At 41.5% G+C, this 22911-nt stretch carries 21 protein-coding genes and 1 pseudogene; 7 read left to right on the top strand and 15 right to left on the bottom strand.

What is annotated here, in order from left to right; genetic code table 11:
* Positions 1-191 (bottom strand): annotated as a pseudogene (locus I6E61_RS12430) (NAD(P)(+) transhydrogenase (Re/Si-specific) subunit alpha); the annotation flags it as partial.
* A 593-nt stretch (positions 192-784) separates the two neighbouring features.
* On the opposite strand from I6E61_RS12430, the gene yaaA reads away from it, so the two are divergent.
* Positions 785-1591, top strand: a complete 807-nt coding sequence (yaaA, locus tag I6E61_RS12435; protein ID WP_197135071.1) for a peroxide stress protein YaaA — start codon at positions 785-787, stop codon at positions 1589-1591.
* 136 nt (positions 1592-1727) lie between these two features.
* Here the strand turns inward: yaaA and I6E61_RS12440 are convergent, their stop codons facing one another.
* The 3 genes from I6E61_RS12440 to I6E61_RS12450 form a co-directional block, all read right to left on the bottom strand.
* Positions 1728-2111 (bottom strand): hypothetical protein, encoded by a 384-nt coding sequence (locus tag I6E61_RS12440; protein WP_197135072.1) that lies wholly within the window; start codon positions 2109-2111, stop codon positions 1728-1730.
* A gap of 318 nt (positions 2112-2429) precedes the next feature.
* Entirely contained in the window at positions 2430-4079 is a 1650-nt protein-coding gene (groL, locus tag I6E61_RS12445; protein ID WP_110923978.1) for a chaperonin GroEL, read from the bottom strand.
* Positions 4080-4189: 110 nt separating this feature from the next.
* Entirely contained in the window at positions 4190-4480 is a 291-nt protein-coding gene (locus I6E61_RS12450; protein WP_010196840.1) for a co-chaperone GroES, read from the bottom strand.
* Between the two features lie 416 nt (positions 4481-4896).
* Here I6E61_RS12450 and I6E61_RS12455 point away from each other — a divergent pair, with 416 nt between their 5' ends.
* Positions 4897-5652, top strand: a complete 756-nt coding sequence (locus I6E61_RS12455; protein ID WP_197135073.1) for a DUF3108 domain-containing protein — start codon at positions 4897-4899, stop codon at positions 5650-5652.
* Positions 5653-5797: 145 nt separating this feature from the next.
* Here the strand turns inward: I6E61_RS12455 and I6E61_RS12460 are convergent, their stop codons facing one another.
* Complete coding sequence (locus I6E61_RS12460) at positions 5798-6283, bottom strand: hypothetical protein (RefSeq protein ID WP_197135074.1); 486 nt, start codon at positions 6281-6283, stop codon at positions 5798-5800.
* A gap of 91 nt (positions 6284-6374) precedes the next feature.
* Entirely contained in the window at positions 6375-6992 is a 618-nt protein-coding gene (gene wrbA / locus I6E61_RS12465) for an NAD(P)H:quinone oxidoreductase (RefSeq protein ID WP_197135075.1), read from the bottom strand.
* 352 nt (positions 6993-7344) lie between these two features.
* Between wrbA and I6E61_RS12470 the strand changes: the two genes are divergently transcribed.
* The 3 genes from I6E61_RS12470 to I6E61_RS12480 all read left to right on the top strand — a co-directional run bounded on the left by I6E61_RS12470 (position 7345) and on the right by I6E61_RS12480 (position 12029).
* A complete protein-coding gene (locus I6E61_RS12470; protein WP_197135076.1) occupies positions 7345-8883 on the top strand; it encodes a YihY/virulence factor BrkB family protein in 1539 nt (512 codons plus the stop codon).
* A gap of 114 nt (positions 8884-8997) precedes the next feature.
* A complete protein-coding gene (locus I6E61_RS12475) occupies positions 8998-10629 on the top strand; it encodes a DUF2254 domain-containing protein (protein WP_227685908.1) in 1632 nt (543 codons plus the stop codon).
* Between the two features lie 131 nt (positions 10630-10760).
* Positions 10761-12029: a sodium:proton antiporter gene (locus I6E61_RS12480; RefSeq protein ID WP_197135077.1), complete on the top strand. Its 1269-nt coding sequence runs from the start codon at positions 10761-10763 to the stop codon at positions 12027-12029.
* Between the two features lie 89 nt (positions 12030-12118).
* On the opposite strand, the gene I6E61_RS12485 is transcribed toward I6E61_RS12480, so the two are convergent.
* The 3 genes from I6E61_RS12485 to I6E61_RS12495 all read right to left on the bottom strand — a co-directional run bounded on the left by I6E61_RS12485 (position 12119) and on the right by I6E61_RS12495 (position 15005).
* A complete protein-coding gene (locus I6E61_RS12485) occupies positions 12119-12667 on the bottom strand; it encodes a DUF2127 domain-containing protein (RefSeq protein WP_197135078.1) in 549 nt (182 codons plus the stop codon).
* The gene (locus I6E61_RS12490; protein ID WP_227685918.1) at positions 12660-13754 is read right to left on the bottom strand and encodes a dihydroorotase; all 1095 of its coding nucleotides are present in this window, start codon (positions 13752-13754) and stop codon (positions 12660-12662) included. Before I6E61_RS12490 ends, I6E61_RS12485 begins: the two co-directional genes overlap by 8 nt.
* Positions 13755-13931: 177 nt before the next feature.
* A complete protein-coding gene (locus tag I6E61_RS12495) occupies positions 13932-15005 on the bottom strand; it encodes an aspartate carbamoyltransferase catalytic subunit (RefSeq protein ID WP_197102298.1) in 1074 nt (357 codons plus the stop codon).
* A gap of 406 nt (positions 15006-15411) precedes the next feature.
* Here I6E61_RS12495 and I6E61_RS12500 point away from each other — a divergent pair, with 406 nt between their 5' ends.
* Together I6E61_RS12500 and I6E61_RS12505 are read left to right on the top strand one after the other, a co-directional pair.
* Positions 15412-16395, top strand: a complete 984-nt coding sequence (locus I6E61_RS12500) for a class 1 fructose-bisphosphatase (RefSeq protein WP_197135079.1) — start codon at positions 15412-15414, stop codon at positions 16393-16395.
* Positions 16396-16499: 104 nt separating this feature from the next.
* The gene (locus I6E61_RS12505) at positions 16500-17294 is read left to right on the top strand and encodes an RNA methyltransferase (RefSeq protein WP_197135080.1); all 795 of its coding nucleotides are present in this window, start codon (positions 16500-16502) and stop codon (positions 17292-17294) included.
* 205 nt (positions 17295-17499) lie between these two features.
* Here the strand turns inward: I6E61_RS12505 and I6E61_RS12510 are convergent, their stop codons facing one another.
* From I6E61_RS12510 to ilvC, 6 genes are all read right to left on the bottom strand, one after another.
* Positions 17500-18432, bottom strand: a complete 933-nt coding sequence (locus tag I6E61_RS12510; RefSeq protein ID WP_194198068.1) for an electron transfer flavoprotein subunit alpha/FixB family protein — start codon at positions 18430-18432, stop codon at positions 17500-17502.
* Between the two features lie 135 nt (positions 18433-18567).
* Positions 18568-19317 carry an electron transfer flavoprotein subunit beta/FixA family protein gene (locus I6E61_RS12515; protein WP_110923967.1) on the bottom strand — a complete coding sequence of 250 codons (750 nt, stop codon included), beginning with the start codon at positions 19315-19317 and terminating at the stop codon, positions 18568-18570.
* A gap of 446 nt (positions 19318-19763) precedes the next feature.
* Positions 19764-20318, bottom strand: a complete 555-nt coding sequence (locus I6E61_RS12520; protein WP_197135081.1) for a DUF421 domain-containing protein — start codon at positions 20316-20318, stop codon at positions 19764-19766.
* Between the two features lie 268 nt (positions 20319-20586).
* Complete coding sequence (locus tag I6E61_RS12525; protein WP_010196799.1) at positions 20587-20799, bottom strand: cold-shock protein; 213 nt, start codon at positions 20797-20799, stop codon at positions 20587-20589.
* A gap of 379 nt (positions 20800-21178) precedes the next feature.
* The gene (locus tag I6E61_RS12530) at positions 21179-21511 is read right to left on the bottom strand and encodes a hypothetical protein (RefSeq protein ID WP_320158592.1); all 333 of its coding nucleotides are present in this window, start codon (positions 21509-21511) and stop codon (positions 21179-21181) included.
* Between the two features lie 372 nt (positions 21512-21883).
* Complete coding sequence (ilvC, locus tag I6E61_RS12535) at positions 21884-22900, bottom strand: ketol-acid reductoisomerase (protein WP_194198064.1); 1017 nt, start codon at positions 22898-22900, stop codon at positions 21884-21886.
* Positions 22901-22911 lie beyond the last annotated feature (11 nt).

The following is a 22911-nucleotide window of genomic DNA, read 5'->3' on the forward strand; positions in this document are numbered from 1 at the left end:
ACCTCGGTGCTGCTACTGGCAATGTCGGCACCGGCAGCTTGATACAACTCATCAGCGTAGTACGCTGCTTGACCTGCATTTGACTGGATGACAACTTCAAACCCAAGTTTACGCAATTTTTTTACTGCGTCTGGGGTTATCGCTACGCGGCTCTCGCTCGCGCTATCTGCACTGATTACACCGATTTTCATACCGTCTCCTTACTTATGTCAAATAAATACCTTTAATACCCTCAACGCACGTCTAAAAAGCACAGGGGACAAAAAACCTTATGTCATGGTTTATGCAACTTTATGACTAAAGATTATCAATTTAATAAATGATAGCTGATTTACCATCATGCCTTTTTATTATAGGTATATCGTCCACCAACTTTCATTGTTTAATGATGACCCATAAGTAAATAAAAAGTTAATTATTTGTACCATCTATATAACTTTTATTGTTATATTAAAAAAATTTACTTTTTTAACACCCTTAATGCTTTGCAAAAAATAGCCCTATGTCACTAGGCTGCACCCTTACAATAGACAGTTATCTCAATGAACAAACAGCCTCAAATAGCTGATAAGACTCTCGGAATTATCTATACTACTTATTCATTTAACGGCAATTCTTATCATCACTTTCAAAATAAATCTACCCTATGACAACTACCATTCATACTTTTAGAATCGTGTAAAAAAGCAACGAGCCGATTAAGTTCAAGCGATAGGTGTCGTATAATAGGTAAGTTTGACGCGGTAATTGAATCGTCAATGACTCACTATAATAAGGAATAACGATGTATTTTTTACTCTCCCCTGCCAAATCTCTGAACGAAACTGACGCTATACCGTTAAATCTAGGTAACTATTATAGTCAGCCTGAGTTAATTGAACATTCACAAGTATTGATGCAAGTACTGAAGTCTAAAGAACCGATCGACTTGCAAGAGCTGATGAGTATTTCTAATGATTTGGCACAGCTTAATGCGGCGCGCAATCAGCAATGGCACTGGAGTAAAGAACAACCATTTACTGATACTACTGATGCGGCAAAACCTGCTGGTTACCTATTCGATGGCGACGTTTATACTGGTCTTGATATGTATCACATGGATAAAGATACGACTATCTACGTCAATGAACACTTAGGCATTTTGTCAGGGCTTTATGGTGTGTTAAAACCTTTAGATTTAATCCAACCATATCGCTTAGAGATGGGCACCAAACTGAAAAATGAGCGCGGTAATAACTTATATGAGTTTTGGGACGAGGAAGTGACTGAGGTTATCAATGCGCGGATGGCTGATAGCGACGATAAAACATTGATTAATCTCGCTTCTAATGAATACTTTAAGTCTGTAAAGAAAAAAGCATTAAATGCTGACATCATCACACCACGATTTGAAGATGAAAAAAATGGTCAATATAAAGTGATTAGCTTCTATGCAAAAAAAGCACGCGGACTGATGGTGAAGTATGCAGCAGATAATAAGCTGACCAATGCAGAGCAGCTAAAGCAGTTTGATCTAGCGGGATATTATTATTGCGCAGCCGCTTCTGATGATAAGACGTGGACGTTTAGACGGGATAGTGTAAATCAGTAGTAAGATTTTGGCTTACTTTAAATCAATACCATAGAATTTTTTTATTCATTACAGAGTTAAAGCCGGCGCAAGCAAACCCGCGGCGGCTTAATAATCTTCAGTTAAGTAGTGCTATGGTATTTCTTAGTTACAGCACTTAAGGTGTTATTTCAACCTCAAGCTCTAACCTCAAAGGTCTTTTTAAATAAATTTTTAACGTGACTTTTATATTGATAGAAGCCGCCTCAGGTGGCTGATTATCTAAAGCGCTGTTAACAATGTGTGCTATTTTCATTGCTTCTTCATCTTTAAGCTCAAAGCCATTTGCCTTAGCACCTCTCATGACTTTTTCATAAATTGCTTTTTCACCACCATTACGCTCTTTATTGTCAAATGATAATTGCATAATTTTAGACTGGGCAACGCTAGACATCTCCATCGGTTTTTGAATTTTAAATCTATCTAAACTCGAATCAGCTGAACTATTAGCAGAAGCTAACATCAAGACTGACGCTGCTATCGCAATTGATAAACTTTTCATTTTTGAATTCCTTTTAGGCTATATCATTTCCCATAGTTTATATCCCTATTAGCGAATTTTACCGCTATAACAACTATAGCTTAATAATTAGTTAATAGAAAATTTAAATTATTTTTAAACTTATATACAATTTAGTGCTTATTTCTACCGATATTTTTACGACTGATTGAAATAAACATGATGAAAAACTTAGCGCTTAAAAGGAGCAAGTTAAGTCGGTAATAACTTTGAATAGCTTAATATGTTGATAAAAAAAAGCCCCAACTCAATGAGTTAGGGCTTTTTTACTTAAAGCTAGTATGGGTTAAGAGGCATAAATTACATCATGCCGCCCATTCCACCCATACCGCCCATTCCACCGCCAGCACCCATGCCAGCCATACCGTCATCACCTTGCGGTAAGTCAGTAATCATAACTTCAGTGGTAAGCATTAGGCCTGCAACAGATGCAGCATTTTCTAGTGCTGAACGTGCTACTTTAGCTGGGTCAAGAATACCCATCTCGATCATATCGCCGTATTCACCAGAAGCAGCATTGTAACCATAGTTACCGCTACCGCTTTTCACTTCATTTACCACAACTGACGCTTCTTCACCTGCGTTGGTTACGATTTGACGTAGTGGTGCTTCCATCGCACGACGTAAGATATTGATACCAGCGTTTTGGTCATCGTTATCGCCTGTTAGTTCAGACAATGCGTTCATAGCACGTACTAACGCAACACCACCACCAGGTACCACACCTTCTTCAACCGCTGCACGAGTCGCATGTAGCGCATCGTCAACACGGTCTTTCTTCTCTTTCATTTCAGTTTCGGTCGCTGCGCCGACTTTGATCACTGCTACGCCGCCAGCTAGTTTTGCAACACGCTCTTGTAGCTTTTCTTTGTCATAGTCAGAAGTAGACTCTTCGATTTGACGATTGATAGACTCAACACGGTTTTCGATATCAGCTTTGTTACCAGCACCATCAACGATTACCGTGTTTTCTTTACCAACAGTCACTTTCTTAGCAGTACCCAGTTGCTCAAGAGTAGCAGTCTCTAAGCTTAGACCAATCTCTTCAGAGATAACCGTACCGCCAGTTAACGTCGCGATATCTTCTAGCATTGCTTTACGACGATCACCGAAACCTGGTGCTTTAACCGCACAAGTTTTCAAGCCGCCACGCATGTTGTTAACAACCAAAGTCGCTAGCGCTTCGTTTTCTACATCTTCAGCGATGATAAGCAATGGTTTGCTTTGCTGCATTACTTGCTCAAGTAATGGCACGATTTCGCGGATATTGCTTATTTTTTTGTCAACTAGCAAGATATATGGGTTTTCAAACTCAGCCGTTAAGCTGTCTTGCTTGTTCGCGAAGTACGGGCTGATATAACCACGGTCAAACTGCATACCTTCTACAACTTCCAAGGTATCTTCGAAGCTTGAACCTTCTTCAACCGTAATAACGCCTTGCTTACCGACTTTTTGCATCGCTTGCGAAATCAACTCACCGATTTTGGTGTCTGAGTTAGCAGAGATAGAGCCTACTTGTGCAATAGCTTTTTCGTCGTCAGCTGGTGTAGACAACAAATGGATTTGCTCAACAGCAGCACGTACCGCTTTATCGATACCGCGTTTAAGATCCATTGGGTTCATGCCAGCAGCCACTGACTTCATGCCTTCTTGCAAGATTGACTGAGCCAATACCGTCGCAGTGGTTGTACCATCACCAGCGACATCGTTGGTACGGCTAGCAACTTCACGTACTAGCTGTGCGCCCATGTTTTCAAACTTGTTTTCTAGTTCGATTTCTTTGGCAACTGAAACACCATCTTTAGTGATGGTAGGTGCGCCAAATGATTTATCGATAACAACGTTACGACCTTTAGGGCCTAAGGTTACTTTTACTGCGTTTGCTAGAACGTTTACGCCGTCCATCATTTGTTTACGGGCATCAATGCCGAATTTTACGTCTTTTGCCATGTTAAATTACTCCACTATTATAAGTATGAGAATACGGTTGAATGATTCGATAGTATGGTTATAAATGCGCTTCGCTAATAACTGACTCAGCCAACAGGCCTCGTGAGCAATTAGCCTTCTAGCACACCCAATACATCAGATTCTTTCATAATAAGCAGTTCTTCGCCGTCAACTTTTACCGTTTGACCAGCATATTGACCGAACAAAACTTTGTCGCCAGCTTTTACGTCTAACGCGCGAGTTTCGCCGTTGTCACGAATCTGACCGTTACCCGTAGCTAATACTTCACCCTGTGAAGGTTTTTCTTGAGCTGAACCAGGAAGCAAGATGCCACCAGCCGTTTTTGTTTCTTCTTCTATGCGGCGGACGACAATACGGTCATGTAAAGGACGAATGTTCATCGATATGACTCCAAAAGTTGATTATTAAAATTAAGGGTTTATTTGAATTAATAGTCTTAATGCCAGTATCTACAAGCTCTACTACTCAAAAGCAATATTCCGAAGATAAGCATTAAGCTTGTATCAAAAAGTGGGGGCAACGTGTGTTCGCTTCAAGTGTAAAGCCTAAAATTTTACAAGAATTATCTCATGGAGCCGCTTAGTGCTGTCGTGATCTCAAACTGTTGTACTAATCGCCTATTATTTCTTCTTAGCCAGGGTGTTTTTTTAGCAACATTGACTACAAGAGCAACACACCATAGACAGCAAATACTCTTGAAAATGTAACCAAGTATGACCATTATAGTGCTTGTAAATACAATAATAGTGGTAGATAGAATCTGATATACCAACACTATATTACTTAAGGAACATCTATGATTTTTTCATCATCGAATAAAAATTCTAATAACACAAAACGTAGTAAGTCAAAAGTTTTGACCGCCTTAACATCAGGCGCCAGTATTGCTGCTATCGGAGCATTAAGTATGACTGCACCTACCATCGCTAGTGCAAAGACCATCCAAGCATCAAGCGCTAACTATAGCTTTACGGTCGAAGACAAATATAAAGGCACCGCTACTCGCACCTTAAACAAGTCAGGTGATACTTGGAAATACAATGTCAATGCACGAGTTGCAGGTGTCGCTAGTGCCTCGCAAAATAGTACATTTACCATCAATGGCAATAATGTCACGCCAACACAAGCCAGCATGACTTATAAGCTTTTGGGCGTTGGTCGCACACACAAACTAGATTTTAATCCAAGTAGCAAAAAGGTCGTAAGTAACTATCGAGGCAAATCAACAACGATGACCATGTCGCAACAAGCCTTTGATGACTTAAGCCTCGAAGTACAGATTCGTCAGGATCTATTGAACGGTAAATTCTCTGGCAACTACTACATGGCAAAGAAGGACAAAATCGAAAAGACCCCGTTTAAGAAATCTGGCAACACCAAAATAACTGTGCCAGCAGGTACCTTTGATACAGTACGTGTCGACCGCGTCCATGATGACGATAGCCGCTCTACTAGCTTTTGGTTAGCACCAAGCTTAGACTACCTACCAGTTAAAGTAAGTCAGATTAATGATGGTAAAAAAATGGATTTAGAATTAACCAAGGTTAACTAAACTATTTATTGAACCACTGGAAAAAGATGAAAAAAGCGGCACTCTAATATAGAGCGCCGCTTTTTTTTAGTTTTATACTGATAAACATCGCTTGGTATGCATTACTTATTAAGCATGAGGCAAGTTAAGCATTAAACAAACTGGATTAATGACGAGGTTTCTTAACGACATTATTCATTGAAGGCAGACGTTTCAGTAAAATAAACAACCATACATTGATAAGCAGCAATAGTAAAAAATCCAGTAGATAGACAACTATCTCTGCCCAACTACTGCCATAAACCCGCGTAAACAATACCACGCCACTCGCACCTAAATACACGAGTATAAACATACTGCTGATTAATAACGCATAAGGCGAGCGTCCACGCAGTATCGATGGTGTCAGAATGAAGGCTGGTACTAGCCACAACATTTGCCATGCGACACCGCCGACGATATCAGGACTACTTGGATTGAATACATTGATAAAAATAGGCAGTCCAAGCAATCTATAGACCAGCCAAATCAACCACGTCACCAGCAAACGCTGACGGATAGGCGCAATAGGTTTATTCACTTTGGCAGGCTTACCAGTTTTCTTTACTGGTGGTGCAGCATTCATCTCACTATCGGAGCGGTTTGTAGCCATTAGATATATTTACTTCCTCATTAATAGCGTTAATGACGCTGTCGCATTTTAGGCTCAATGATTATTGTAGGCTCAACGATACAAAGGCCGCTTAGCGACTCCAGTTAGCTTGAGCCAATGCCATAGCACTGATAGCCAAACGACGACCTTGGGCGATACCTAGCTCACGCTCATCAGGTGAGATAGGCTGATCATGTGATGCCCCACTGACATGGCTAGCACCATAAGGTGAGCCACCACGTTGAGTACGATTTAACGCAGGCTCCGCATAAGGCACCCCAACGATAATCATACCGTGATGCATCAATGGCAACATCATCGTCAGCAATGTCGTCTCTTGACCACCATGCATCGAACCCGTTGCTGTAAATACGGATGCAGGTTTGTTTTGCAAATTACCTGCCAGCCATAATGTCACTGTATTGTCCCAAAAGTATTTCATGGGTGCGGCCATATTGCCAAAGTGCGTTGGGCTACCGAGCGCCAGACCGCTGCAGTTTTTGAGATCTTCCATGGTGCCATACAGGTCACCTTCATCAGGTATTGCAGGCTTGCTCGATGTCGTCTCAGGAGCAACCGTTGGTACCGTACGAATACGTGCCGTCATGCCAGCGTCTTCGATGCCTTGCGCGATAGCGTATGCCAATGTCTTGGTTGTACCATGATTAGAATAATAGAGTACCAATACATAAGGGGCAGTCTGACTCATTAGCAACACTTCCTTAAATCATTCACGTGGTTAATTATATGGTCAGTTCAATATAACTTGAATACAAGGAAGCCGAATGAAAGTACTACAAGTAGTAGACTAAGCAAGACTAACGCCGTATCCAATTTATAGAGGATTGAGTATAGCAATATGTAGACAACAGCTGACACTATCAATATATCTGCACATTATGCCCGAGTCATTCACTGACATGCAAACAACCTCGTTACACATTGTCGTGAGAACACTCTATCGCGTTTACTACTGTGCATTTTGACACAATTAAAGGGCAGATGATAACCGTCTATATTTGTTACACTATTGTCACTCTAATACCTGCTAGATGGTCGCCATGGAAAAATTATCAAAGAAACTCCCGTTTTTACACCAGCGCTGGTTTCAGTTTTTACGATTTTTGGTTCGGCATTTCTTTGAAGACAATTGCCAGCAAAAATCCGCCTCGCTGACCTACACGACCATGCTATCAATCGTACCCATGCTGACCGTACTCTTGATGATTTTGTCTTCAGTACCAGCACTTTCGTCGGTCAGAGCACAAATATATGAAGTGATTTATAACAACTTACTACCGCAATCTAGCATGCAGGTTAGTGAGTACATCAACAACTTCGCTGAAAAATCATCCAACCTGACCATTATTGGTGCGATGGTGCTGTTTTTTACAACGATTATGACACTAACAACCATTGAGCGTGCTTTTAACCAAATATGGCGGGTAGAAAACCGGTCTGGCGGCATAAAAAGCATGCTGCGCTACTGGACCATGGTTACCTTAGGGCCATTGGTATTGGGCACGGCTTTTATCGCCTCAAGTGCGATCCAAAGCATGAGTTTTTTAAATCGGCAAGTCGCTGGTTACGGTATTGATTGGTCTATCTGGATACAAGCCGTCACGATTGGTATCACGGTCTCAGGCTTCATCGGTATGTACTGGTTCATTCCAAAAGCACGCGTGCCAGCAAAAAATGCAGCCATCGCTGGCGTGTTTGTGGCGGTCGTCTTTGAGTTAATGAAGCACCTTTTCGGTAGCGTGATGGCAAACTTTACCAGCTATGAAGCTATTTACGGAGCCTTTGCAGCATTACCAATATTTTTGCTATGGATTTATTTATCATGGAATTTGATTCTATTAGGCGTTGAAATTAGTTATACCCTGACCATCTTTGGGACCGAAGAAGTGGAGCCACGCCATCCATTACTGAGCTTGCTAGACATGCTTAACTTAGTATATACGCACCATTTAAAAGGTGAGGCCGTCAGCGAACAAGCGCTTCGTAACATGCTAGGACGCAAAGAGCTGCCAAAATGGTATACATATATTAACTATTTACAAGACAGCAACCTCATCACCATGACCGATGATGACGACTATGTACTCAAAAGAGATTTGAGCAAAATGACGTTATGGGATTTTTATCGCACCCTACCTTATCCATTACCCATCAAAGATGAGTTCGATGAAGTAAGAATAGAAGACCAAACACCCTGGATTAGGCTACTGATAGAGCGTTTTGAGCATACGGAAGCTTATGCCAAACAACAACTAAATCTACCATTAAGCACTATATTTACCAATACTGAGCCACGTAAAAAAGCCACTTCTGACAAAAACGGTAACCATAAAAATAATGATGCCCATTTATTTAGAAGAACCTCGGCGCCGACGAGGGAACCATTGGCAAATGATGACTCACATAAAGAAACACCGTACTTTGAGCCCATGTCTTATGACAAAGACAGCAATATAGAGTTTGATGATCATAATAATGAAATCCTTATTCCTCAAGATATGATTGATGACAAGGAACAAACTCAGGCCAATAGTAAGGGCGATATCATTACTGAAGCGGATAATCCCAAAGTAAATTAACCAAGATAGAAAACACTAAGGCGCCACTGCTAACATGATAGTTCTAAGACAATAGTCAAAGCCCTATCTGAAAGTTATAAAGACCCATAACGCTGTAACTTAATATGATGATTTTTGGATACCTCAAAGCTGATGACAGTGAATAAAGATGATAAAAACAGCTTATGGATACGTACACTTGATATAAGCCAAAATAAGTTAAAACAGTTTGCCCAGTTATGGTCGTTGCAGACTCTAACTGATCTGCCCGATCGCCTGCGAAACTTGTGGCAACAGCTGATTGGCTCTTATTGGTTTATCCCAACGGCTTGCGTCATCATCGGTATATTACTTGCGCCTTTATTGGTGACGATTGATCAGCACTTTGACCGTGCAACTGTCAGAGAGATTACCTTTGCCTTTACAGGTGACGATGATGCGGCGCGCGCTATTATGACCGCGATAGCAGGGGCTGTATTAGGGGTCGCTGGCACGACCTTTTCAATTACAATTGCCGTACTGTCGATGGCCTCCTCACAATTTGGGCCACGATTGTTACGCAATTTTTTGACAGACACACCCAATCAGCTGGTACTGGGCGCGTTCATTGGTACCTTTAGCTATAGCCTGCTGGTATTAAAATCTATCCATAAATACGATGTCGCTTTTGGTGTACCCCAGCTGGCTGTGACCTTTGCTATTATCATGGCCATTATCTGTGCGCTGCTGCTCGTGTACTTCGTACAGCATATGGTACATGCCATCCAAGCCTCACATGTCATTCAGAATGCGAGTAACGATGCCATTCATAATATTCACTATTGGTATAGCAGTCATTGTGACATTCAACATCAGCGTGATATTGAGCATCATGATGTCGAACAGTTTCACAAATGGTCATCAATGCCTATCTATCCGCCACGCTCAGGTTATATCCAACAGATTTACCTTGAGTCGCTGATTACTCTGACACAAGATTATGGTGGCGTGATACAGGTGCATGTCAATCTGGGCGAATATGTGACTGATAGAAACGTCATTGGTTATTTTTACCAGCGTCCAACAGAGCACCCAAACAACCGACAGAAAACATCAACACCGCAGTTGGCCGTTGTACCACGCACACCTGATGGTGTTTTTTGGCAACGCTTTGCAAACTGTATCCGTATCGAACAGCGACTGGTGCATTCTAATGATATTGCTTATAGCTTAGGACAAATGACTGAAATCGCTGTGCGTGCATTGTCTCCTGGTATCAATGACCCAAAGACAGCGGTCAACTGTGTACAGTCACTGACGAGCTGCTTGAGTATTATGATGCGCTGTCAACCGCCCAGCCCCTATCATTTTTATACACCAGCACCAAATGATGATGCATCAAACACCAAAGTTAAGCAGCAACGACTGGCTATATTAGCCGTGGTCACTCATACGCCAAAGATTTCTGACTTTATTAATACCTCACTTGGCGAAATACGTCGTTATGCAGCCGCTGATTTGATGGTATTAAAAGCACTATGTCAGGCAATCGTCAATCTCAATTATGCCCGAGTTAATAGTGCACAGCAGCAGACACTATTGCATGAACTGACATTAATTGAGCGTGCAGGCGAAGAAAACCTAAATTATCAAGAATTAACCGATGATTTAATCGCCATGTCCAAGCAAGCCAAGCAATTTATTCTTAGCAATGATGCTCAGCATCGATATTTCGACTACGTGAGTGAGTTTGATGCTCATATCCGTGAAGCCTTACAATCAAGATAATCGTATCACAACCTATAAACTTGATATCCATCGCTAGTGCCAAAGCGAGAATATAACTACAATCAAAACCATTTAATTCTTATCAGCACTCAGCTTAAGAATATTTTTCATCATTATTTGAGACCTTATTCATGGCCCCCACAAGCAGCCTGACCGTACTTGAAATCAGCGCGATATTTTTATCTATCACGGCCTTATTAACCTACATTAATCATCGCTTTATTGGTCTGCCGACGACGATTGGCGTGATGGTCATCTCCATATTACTATCTATTGCCGCCATATTTTTAGGATTTTTGGGCTTTGATCAGCTTATTGATTACGAAGTAAGCTTATTAGCACAGCTCGATTTTACCGAAGTATTATTAGACGGCATGCTCTCTATGCTTTTATTCGCAGGTGCTTTACACGTCAATATTAGCGACTTAAAACGCTATAAACTGCCCATTGGTATTCTTGCCTGTATTGGCACTATCGTATCGGCGATGCTTATTGCCACTGCCCTGTACTTTATGTTGCCGCTGCTCGGTTTTGGCTTGCCATTTCTGTGGTGCCTATTATTTGGTGCGTTAATATCACCGACTGACCCAATTGCGGTGATGGGTATTCTCTCATCGGCGGGCGCCCCAAAGAGCATCGAAACGGTCATTGCCGGCGAGTCATTATTCAATGATGGTATCGGCGTGGTTATCTTTGTACTGCTACTTGGTATTTTATCGAGCGGTAACATTCCAACGGCCAATTATGTGGCGCATACCTTAGCGGTGGAAGCAGGTGGCGGCATTGTCTTTGGTTTGGTACTTGGGGCAATTTTGTATTATATGCTCAAAAGCATCGACAGCTACCAAGAGGAAGTGTTGTTAACGCTTGCAGGTGTAATCGGTGGTTATGCATTGGCCAGCCATTGGCATTTATCAGGACCACTCGCGATGGTAATGATGGGACTAATGGTTGGTAATCGCGGGCGAGCATTAGCAATGAGCGATAAGACTCGTCATTACATTGATTTATTTTGGGAATTAATCGATGAAATTTTAAACGCCATTTTATTCGTGCTGATTGGTCTAGAAGTGGTCATGATTGCTTACTCAGGCAACTTATTTATCGCCGCTGGCTTAACGATTGCAATTGCCCTGCTTGCTCGATTTATTGTCGTGGGTATGACCACTAAGACCTTGAGTCACCAACTTGATTTGCCAACTGGCGCATGGAAAGTACTGACATGGGGCGGATTGCGTGGTGGTATCTCCGTTGCTCTGGTATTGCAACTACCTATGGGCACTGAGCGTGATATATTATTGGCACTTACTTATGCTGTCGTCATATTCTCTATACTGGTACAAGGCTTGAGCGTTGGCAAGGTGGCGAAAAGCATTCGTACGAATGCCACAGAAACATAAATGGTAAATGAATTCAGTAATACAAAGGCCAGCATAAGAAGACGTCTTATGCTGGCCTTTTTTATACCTATATATTTTGTCGTACGTTTTTATATCAGACCTTTTCGTTTCATATTACGATAAACCACAATGACGATGAGAATATTTAAGATCAATATGCCCAATTTAAACCAGTCAAATGGGCGGGCAATTAAATAGTAAATCTCAATAGGGATAAATATCCCATAGCCAAGCACACCAAACCAATACGCCCATGTTCTGTCTTGCCATAGGCCATATGCTTCAAGAAAGCGCAGACTGGCATAGGCAAAAATCAATAATAAAAACAATGGCCAGTTTTTGCTGGCCTGTTGGGCAATCCGTATCACACTATCAAATTGCGGTGCAAACAGATGACCAAAGCTATGTTGCCAAGAAGCTGTTGCCGTCGTCAGCCAACGCGCAAGATTGGTATGCCATGACCATAACGCAACAGCACCGAGCAATGCACCCAATCCTTTTACCATCTCATAGATTGCCACTGCTTTGATAGATTCACTAGCAGTGCTTCGTGGCTTTTGTTTCCGGCTAATTAAGGCCGTAGCATTATCTTCTTCAGATGGTGTCGGACTGTCATTCTGTCGGGGCAAATTAGCCAAAGAATGTCTCCACAACGCGACCTTGCAATTGCTGATTAAAAAACGGTGTGTTCTTACCGTTTGATAGCATAGATTGCGCTGTCACCTGCCACTCTAGATTAGGATCGACCAATACCGCACCGCCGATGCTTTCATACTGCTCACCAATACCAGCGATTTTTGCAGGATTAAGGCAGATTTTATCGACGAGTTGCTCTAAAGTTAACACGTCATCATGTACTAGCTGACATGCCAGCGCCATAAAGGTATCGAAGTTTGAAATACCTGGGGTACTCTCAGCAAACGGTGCTTTTTTGGCCGTACTGTTTAGTGGTTCATGATGGCTACAGATCGCATCAATGGTACCGTCTTTCAATCCACGACGAATAGCCTGTTGATCAGTATTACTACGCAGTGGCGGTAACACATAGGCTTGGGCATTAAAGCCCTCTAAATTATCATCGGTTAAGTACAGTTGATGCATCGCTACATCACAAGTCACTGGTAGACCTTTATCTTTTGCCCAGCGCATCAATTCGATTGACGACTTGCAAGACAACTGGCTGAAGTGAGCCGCGATACCTGTTTCTTCGACCATCAGTAGCTGAGTAGATAAGGCGACCGTTTCCGCAATCCATGGAATGCCTTGCAGCCCATGATAAGAAGCGATATAGCCTTCATGCGCTACTCCATCGCCAGACAGACTTGGCTCATCAGGATAAAAGAATACTTTCATACCAAAAGTTGCTGCGTACTCTAATGTACGCAATAAGACCAAATCATTGCGAAAAGGTCTACGAGCGTTAGATACTGCAATACAGCCACCTTTTTTCAATCCCGCAATATTTGAAGGACGCTCTCCTTCTAACCCAGCGGTCAACGCACCCAATACATGTAAGTAGATACCACCATCATCAAGCGCGCGCTCACGCAACCCCTTGAGTAGTGAGCCGTTTTCTAGAATAGGATTGGTATCAGGTGGAATCACCACATGCAAAAAACCATTGCCACGAGCAGCGAGTCCTTCTGACTCCAACGTACCATGCTGCTGTTGGCCTGGTTCACGTAGGCGTGCGCACAAATCAACCAGCGGTGGTAGCAGCCACATTTCATGTCCTGCTTCAAGCGACTCCAGTTTATCTGTTACTGCGGTTGGCAATGTATTTTTAATGGCTTTAGGAAGATGGTCAAATATCGGTGCATCAGTGTTTATCGTATTAGACATGAGCGTTATTACCGTATCAATAAAATGAAATAATGAAGAATAAAACAGCGTGGCGACAGGTTAATTACCAGCAGCTTGATGAGCGCGTTGCCCTTCCATCGCAAGAGACAGTACAGCCATACGAATGGCAATACCGTTATTTACCTGCTTTAAGATGACAGACTGCGCACCATCAGCCACGCTCGAAGCAATCTCAACTCCGCGGTTCATCGGTCCTGGATGCATAACCAATGCGTCAGGCTTTGCAAGTGCCACGCGTTCTGGCGTAATACCATAGTGCTTGTAGTATTCACTCGATGACGCTAGCAATGGCGAGCCGATACGCTCGTTTTGAATTCTTAATCCCATGATGACATCGCAGTCCGTGACACACTCATTCATATTTTCATAAACTCGCACACCATAACGCTCAATGCCTTTAGGTAATAGAGTGCGCGGTGCACAGACACGGATGTCTTTGACCCCTAAGGTTTGTAGCGCATTGATATCAGAGCGTGCCACCCGTGAGTGCTTAATATCACCCACGATAGCCACTGATAACTCTTCAAAAGGACGCGGCGCTTCACGATGAATGGTCAACATGTCGAGCATGCCTTGCGTCGGATGTGCATGCCAGCCATCACCGCCGTTGATAATGGCAATATTAGGCGTCACTTCTGTCGCCATAAAATGCGCAGCGCCTGATGCTGAATGACGCACCACAAAGATATCTGCTGTCATGGCTTGCAGATTCCACAGTGTATCGCGTAGACTTTCGCCCTTTTTAGCGCTAGAGCGCTCGATATCGATATTCAGTACATTGGCACCCAGGCGTTTTTCGGCCACTTCAAACGTCGTACGTGTACGCGTTGACGGCTCAAAAAACAAGTTCATCACCGTATAGCCTTCAAGCTCAGGCCGATTGATTAATTGTCCGTTTTTATCAAAAAACGTTTCTGCTTTTGCGATAATCGCCTGCAATTGCTGTTTATTGAGGCCTTCTACACCCAAAAAATGACGGATACTGCCATCGGTATTGAGCTGTGGACGACTCAATGATGTATTGAGCCTTTGATGAATGGTACTGGGGTCGAATTTTGCGTAGTCAGTCGGCGAGATCGTATGTAGTGAGCTGCTATCGAGAGAATTTGACATAATGGCAAGTCTTCATTGTGGGTTTGTATGTGTCTATATTAATCATTTATTCATCTTTGTTCGAGCATTTATCGTAGATATACATAGATACAAGGACATTTTGGCACTTATTTGATACAATTTACCCCAATGACACCAGTCCTATAAATACACTCAGCCACCTGCTAGACAATGTTCGCGTAGCGACTGCGCAATATCAGTGTAGCGATCATGACCGAAAACAAGCTTACCAAAGATATTAACGAATAATAATACATATAGTGTAGCTGATTTTACGGTCAGGACAAAGACACGGTATCGCTATTTGAAAATTTGCCCGCCTAGAGTGCGCTTATCACTGCTTATTCTTTTACTCTCAACACCATTTATCAATATCACTTATCAATACCATCTATTAGGAAGCTTTATGACGACTCTAACCAGTTATCTAGACCAACATTCAACCAACACTGAACTGAATGACGTGATTACCACCGTCACTAACGTTGGTAAAACCATTTCACAGCTACTTAGAAAAGGAGCCTTAGCCGACATCCTAGGCGAAGCTGGTAATCAAAATGTGCAAGGCGAAGATCAGAAGAAATTGGATGTACTGGCTAATGACTTATTGTTAGATGCGTTAGCAAAAAATACGCATTGTGCAGGTGTTGCGTCAGAAGAATTAGACAATGCTACCCCTGCCAACGCTGATGGCAGTCTACTAGTATTGTTTGATCCACTAGATGGGTCATCAAACATCGATATCAATATGGCCGTCGGTACTATTTTTTCTATCTTGCCGTACCAACGCCAAGGTCAAACAAGCGAAAACAGTGATTTCTTGCAAGCAGGCAATCAACAATTGGCAGCAGGCTATTTGTTATATGGTACCTCAACCGTACTTGCACTAACGATAACTGAAAATGTTGTAATGTTCAGCCTAGATCCAGATACGGGTGATTATGTACTCATAGAAGACAATGTGCAAATTGATGCTGATACCAGTGAATATGCTATCAACAGCTCAAACTACCGCTACTGGCGCGCACCGATGCAACAATACATCGACGAGCTGATCGCTGGCGAAGCTGGTGTACGTGGTCGCGATTTTAATACACGCTGGGTCGCTGCCATGGTTGGTGATGTGCATCGCATCCTATGCCGCGGTGGTCTATTTACCTATCCGTTTGATACCAAATATGCTCACAAAGCGGGCAAGTTACGCTTGATGTATGAAGCCAACCCAATGAGCTTATTGATTGAGCGTGCTGGCGGCGGGGCTACGGATGCTGTCAACCGTATTTTAGATATTGAACCGACTGACATTCATCAACGTGTCCCTGTCGTACTGGGTAGCAAAAATGAAGTCGATTATGTTAAAGACTTACACGTAAATTATTCTGAAAAATAATTGATTTGAGTACATATTAAAGACAATCAGTAGAATGCTAATCAATAATAAGCATTCTGCTGACTGTCCAAACGATTCCTTCAGTCTATTCTAAGCGATCCACTATGGTAACAAATCCCACCGAGCTGATTACTTCAGATAAGAACACAACGGTCAAGCTAGTAAAGGCACTGTTGACACAGTCTCGCCAGCGTAACAAGCATGGACAAACGGTCATTGAAGGCATACATCTTATCGATGCTGCCCTACGTAGTGACTATCCGTTCGCCCAAATGTTACTAGCAGAGTCAGCACACAATAATCCTGAGGTTCAGCAAGTATTGTCTCGCTTGCCAACCTATACACCTATTATGACGCTTTCAGATTCGCTCTATGAGAGCATTCGAAGTTTAGGTACAGGCATCAATATTATGGCGGTTATTAAAGTGCCAATGCCGGGGCTATCGATGATCAATGAAGACTGCCTAATTCTCAATGACGTACAAGATAGCGGCAATGTTGGTACGTTACTACGTACGGCAGCAGCAGTCGGTATCAATAATATCTTATGCACCAGTGCGACTGCTCAAGCTTGGTCTCCAAAGACGCTACGAGCAGGTATGGGTGCACAGTTTGCACTCACTATTTATGAGGGTTTGAGCGCACAAGACATTTTAGATTATGTACAAGTGCCACTTTTAGCAACCAGCTCACATACCGACACTTTAATTTACGATCACAACCTAACCACTCCAACGGCGTGGATTATGGGTCATGAAGGTCAAGGTGTCAGTGATGAATTGATGCAATGTGCCACGCCCATAGCATTACCACAGCCGAACGGTCAAGAAAGCCTAAACGTAGCGATTGCAGGCTCATTATGTCTATATGAGACTTTGCGTCAAAGAAATTACTCTTAGCTTTCTTTTATAACTGCACTTAAAAGCTTATCTATAAAGCATAAAAAACCCACTATCATTTAATAGTGGGTTTTTTATTATCTGTCTACTACTGATATAGTCCAAGAAATCTAAAATGGATACAGGGCAGCCAACTGCAGATTGTACAAGTCGTACATCTAAGGAGGGTAACGCCGTAGCCGTTTAGTAGTTCTGTGACTATATATTAAACCTTGCTGGTTAACTCAGGTAGCGCTTCAAACAAATCCGCTTCTAGGAAGTAATCAGCAACACTAGCGATAGGTGCTTCTGGGTCATTGTTGATAGCAACGATAACTTTAGAATCTTTCATACCTGCTAGATGTTGAATAGCGCCTGAAATACCTGCAGCGATATACAAGTCTGGTGCAACAATTTTACCTGTCTGACCAACTTGCATATCGTTTGGTACATAACCTGCATCTACTGCAGCACGTGATGCACCAACAGCAGCGCCCAGTTTGTCAGCCAATGGTTCGATATATTTAGTGAAGTTTTCACCGTTAGCTAACGCACGACCACCAGATACTACGATGCTTGCTGAGGTTAACTCTGGACGGTCAGATTTGGCCATCTCTTCATTAACAAAGCTTGCTTTACCAGTCTCTTGTACATTGTCGATAGTTTCAACAGCTGCTGACCCACCTTCACTCGCTACTGGATCAAATGCAGTAGTACGTACAGTTAACACTACTTTATCTTCTGAAGTTTTAACCGTTGCCGTCGCGTTACCTGCATAAATAGGACGCTCAAACGTTTGAGCATCTACTACCGCAGAAATCTCTGACAACATACTAACGTCAAGTAATGCTGCAACACGTGGCATAAAGTTCTTACCAGTCGTTGTCGCTGGTGCGATGATATGACTATAATCTTTAGCAACATCAGCAACCAATAACGCAACGTTACCCGCTAGTTGATGCTCATAAGCTGCATTGTCTGCTAACAGTACTTTAGAAACGCCTTCAGCTTTAGCAGCTTCATCAGCAACTGCTTGTGCACCACTACCAGCGACCAATACATGGATATCATCGCCCATTTGCTTAGCAGCAGCGATAGTATTCAAAGTTGCCTTTTTTAGACTGGCATTGTCATGTTCTGCATATACCAAAATTGCCATGGTTCTAATCCTTTATTTATTCGTATCGTCTATTCATGTCATGAAGTTGTCTGTGTACAAAGTTACTGATGTGGCAAATACTGAATCCACCAAAGCAAACGTGTAACTTTGTACATGATATGCCGTAGCGAAGTCTTAGATTACTTTAGCTTCGTTCTTTAGCTTATCAACCAACTCATCCACTGAACCTACTGTAATACCAGCTTTGCGTTCAGCAGGTGGCACAACTTTAATAATCTCTTGCTTAGATGCCATATCAACACCGAAATCAGCTGGTGTCTTTTCATCAAGCGGTTTTTTCTTCGCTTTCATGATGTTAGGCAGTTTTGCATAACGTGGCTCATTCAAACGCAAATCAGTCGTGATGACTGCTGGCAAATCAAGCGCAACTGTTTGTAAGCCGCCATCGATTTCACGAGTTACGTTTACTTTATCGCCTTCAACTTTTACTTCTGATGCAAACGTACCCTGACCGATACCCATCAATGCTGCTAGCATCTGACCAGTTTGGTTGTTGTCATCATCAATCGCTTGCTTACCCAATAGGATAATATCTGTAGCTTCAGACTCAGCGATACTTTTTAGTATCTTAGCGATTTGTAGTGGATATGGCTTCTCGTCAGTCAAAACTAACACACCACGATCAGCACCCAATGCTAGAGCGGCACGAATCTGCTCTTGCGATTCTTTTGGGCCAATTGATGCGACAATAATTTCATCAATCACACCAGCTTCTTTTAGACGAACTGCTTCTTCTACTGCGATTTCATCGAAAGGGTTGATTGACATTTTGGTGTTTGATAGATCAACGCCAGAGTTATCGGCTTTTACACGAACTTTTACGTTATAATCAATGACACGCTTGACCGCTACTAATGCTTTCATACGTTCCTCGTTTATTAATGTTATGAATTAAAAATTATCAATTAAGAACCAAAGGTTCATTGTTGTTCAAAATAGTGTTGAAGGTTGTTAGTGCGTCAACAGACAGTCATTAAAATAATGAAACAATATTAAAGAATATATTTGTCTCATATCCCCTATTAACAAAATCCGCTAAAGCTAAGCCAACCGTTATTATCAGACCTATATATCTTGCGTGAGCACGAGCATAAGGTCAAGACAACGCCGTGAATAATGCGTCATAAATTTATCACTATTCTATTACAAATAGTTTATAAGTGAACAAGTTTATGACTTACTTTCACCTATATTCTAAATATCTCCAACCTTTATAGCATTCTAAGCCTCGAGCTTACTTAATGTTTTGTTATTATTTATCTCTTTAAATTAATAAGTAAAAATACTAGTAGTTCAAAAACTATAATATCTTATTTTTTAATAGAGCCAAGCAACAGTTCACTATCACGTATATCATCAAATAAAGCATGATCAGGTTCTACATCATTACTTTTAATAACACTCATATCCCCTGTTGTTTCCATAATAACGGCAAATACCTCAGTTCTAGCCTTGATACCATTCTTGCGCAGAACTTCTTGAACATCGCTAGTACTGAGTTTGGCTTCTTTTAAATTATCTTCTAGATACTCACCATGTGCCATCAGGATAATGGCTTGATTGTCTATCAATGACTTTAATGGTTTTATTTTTCGCCTAACAACTGATATAACACCCTGAATCAAGAATAATATCGCGACAGCAAATAATCCTTGAAGTAAAGAAGGTTCATCTGACAATACAGTCGACGCCAATATACTACCAATACCAACCGTCATCGCAAAATCATGGCTTGATAACTTGGAAAAGCTACGCAGCCCCATCAATCGAGTAAATAACATTAACCCTGCATAAAAACCGATTGCAGATAAAGAAATCCCAATTACTTGTTGCCAGTCTATTGAAAGCCAATTCTCCCACTTCATGATATAACCTCATTTATTATGTTTTTATTGAGTCAGTGTTAATTATTACCTGATGATGTTAGCCAACAAAATCAATAGCACCTGATATTAATAACACCTTGTCATACCAATAAACTCCCATAAAAAAAGCAACCTGATGAGAGGTTGCTTTTTTTTAAAGTTGAAACAGTATTTTTATTGTTTTAACAAACAAAGTAATCAATGCATATTGATAATTTCATTGTAATCAAGCTTACTGAAAATCAGTCTACTCAATTACTAATAGAAATTAGATAGCTTCGATTTGCTCAGCTTGTGGGCCTTTTTTGCCATCACCTAAGATGAAAGACACTTTTTGGCCTTCAGCTAGGGTCTTGAAACCGCCACCTTGGATAGCGCTGTAGTGAGCGAATACGTCTTGTCCGCCATTGTCTTGAGCGATAAAACCAAAACCTTTAGCTTCATTAAACCACTTTACAGTGCCTTCAACTTTATCTGACATAAATTTTCCTAACTCTTTAACTGTTGGCGAGACGTGTGTCATCACCGATTAATTGATATATACCCAAATATTTTTTTGCAGAATGCGACAGTAAAATCTACTAAATCATCCTCAGATAACTTGAAGTTTTTACCTAGAATATTGTAAGTACAGCTTGATTATAGCAGCTTTTCATAATCACAACAGGTTAAATTAATGATTTTTGTAAATAATTAAAGGCAATTTTTTGAAGCTAACTCAAGCACCTACTAGTCACATAACGCCTTGATATAAAGACTATTTTTTATTCATCTCTATCTGCAACCAAAATATATAATCCAAATAGATTAATAAATCGCAAGGTCAGAAATTGTTAGCAAGCTATAATTTAGACTGGTCTTTACGGAGCTATTGGTAACCACTGTGCGCTTAATACCAGTAGGCATAGTGCAAAAAATACTAGGGAAAATGACTGGCTGTAAGCGATATATTTAGCTGGTATTACTAAATCTTTTGGAGAGTCAGGAATACCCTTACGTTTCAGTAGACGCGTTCCGTATATCCAACCAAAAGTAGTATAGAGACCATAGGCAGCAGGTACCGCAACCGCTAATGGGGTCAGATCAATGACATACAACATGACCACAGAAATAAAGAACCATGAAGTATCCAAAAGCGAACTGATTTTAAAGAACTTAGATTGAGGCAGTTTGCCATCTGTTGTTTTGAGCATCTCCCCTTCTATCCAAATTAAAACAGCTACCACAGCACTAAGAAGAACATATATGAATTGTGGCGTTAGCCAGTCAGAATAAGATATTTGCACAACATACAACCTGTAATCTATAGAAAAAGAAGAACGGAAATTATTTGCTCTGTTTCATAGCTCAAAAATGAAAAGAAATTATAATAATTGTCTAACCAAACAAACCATTCGTTAGTGTGATAATGCTTGTCTATATTGGGGGCTACCACTGGTTTTCAACCCATAGATAGCCTACCATAAAAGCATTAAGCAAATAGAGTGCATTAAAAAACCCATACTATCAGTTGATAACATGGGTTTCTTTAAAACTAAGCAATCTTTTTATAACTTAATACTGTCTTAGTTCTTTTCTTTATCGATGATTTTATTACCACCAATCCATGGCATCATACCACGTAGCTTAGCACCAGTGATTTCGATTGGATGCTCTGCATTGTTACGACGACGGGCAGTCATTGATGGATAGTTGGTAGCGCCTTCAGAGATGAACATCTTCGCATATTCACCAGACTGGATGCGTTTTAGTGCATTACGCATCGCTTCACGTGATTGCTCATTGATAACTTCACTACCAGTCACATATTCGCCATACTCAGCGTTGTTACTGATTGAGTAGTTCATGTCAGCGATACCGCCTTCATACATCAAATCAACGATAAGCTTAAGCTCATGCAAACACTCAAAGTAAGCCATCTCTGGTGCATAGCCCGCTTCTGTTAGCGTCTCAAAGCCCATTTTAACTAGCTCTACTGCGCCGCCACAAAGTACTGCTTGCTCGCCGAATAGATCGGTTTCAGTTTCATCTTTAAACGTTGTTTCGATGATACCTGAACGACCACCACCAACACCAGCAGCATAAGATAGTGCTAACTGTTTGGCTTGACCTGAAGCATCTTGATAGATAGCGATCAAATCTGGGATACCGCCGCCTTTTGCAAACTCTGAACGAACGGTATGACCTGGTGCTTTTGGTGCAATCATAATCACATCAAGATCGCCACGTGGCACAACTTGGTTATAATGAATCGCAAAACCATGAGCAAAGGCCAATGTAGCGCCTTCTTTGATGTTTGGCTCGATCACGTCGTTGTAAAGCTCTTTTTGGAACTCATCAGGCGTCAAAATCATAACAACGTCAGCAGCTTTTACCGCTTCTTCTACTTCAGAAACTTTAAGTCCAGCATTTTCAGCTTTTTTCCACGAGCCTGAGTTTGCACGTAGACCGACAGTCACATCGACGTCTGATTCTTGTAGGTTAAGCGCATGCGCATGGCCTTGTGAACCGTAACCAATAATAGCAACTTTTTTGCCTTGGATAATTGATAAATCACAATCTTTGTCATAATAAACGTTCATAAATACAGTCC

The organism is Psychrobacter sp. NZS113, from assembly GCF_015864825.1.
Classification (GTDB): Bacteria; Pseudomonadota; Gammaproteobacteria; order Pseudomonadales; family Moraxellaceae; genus Psychrobacter.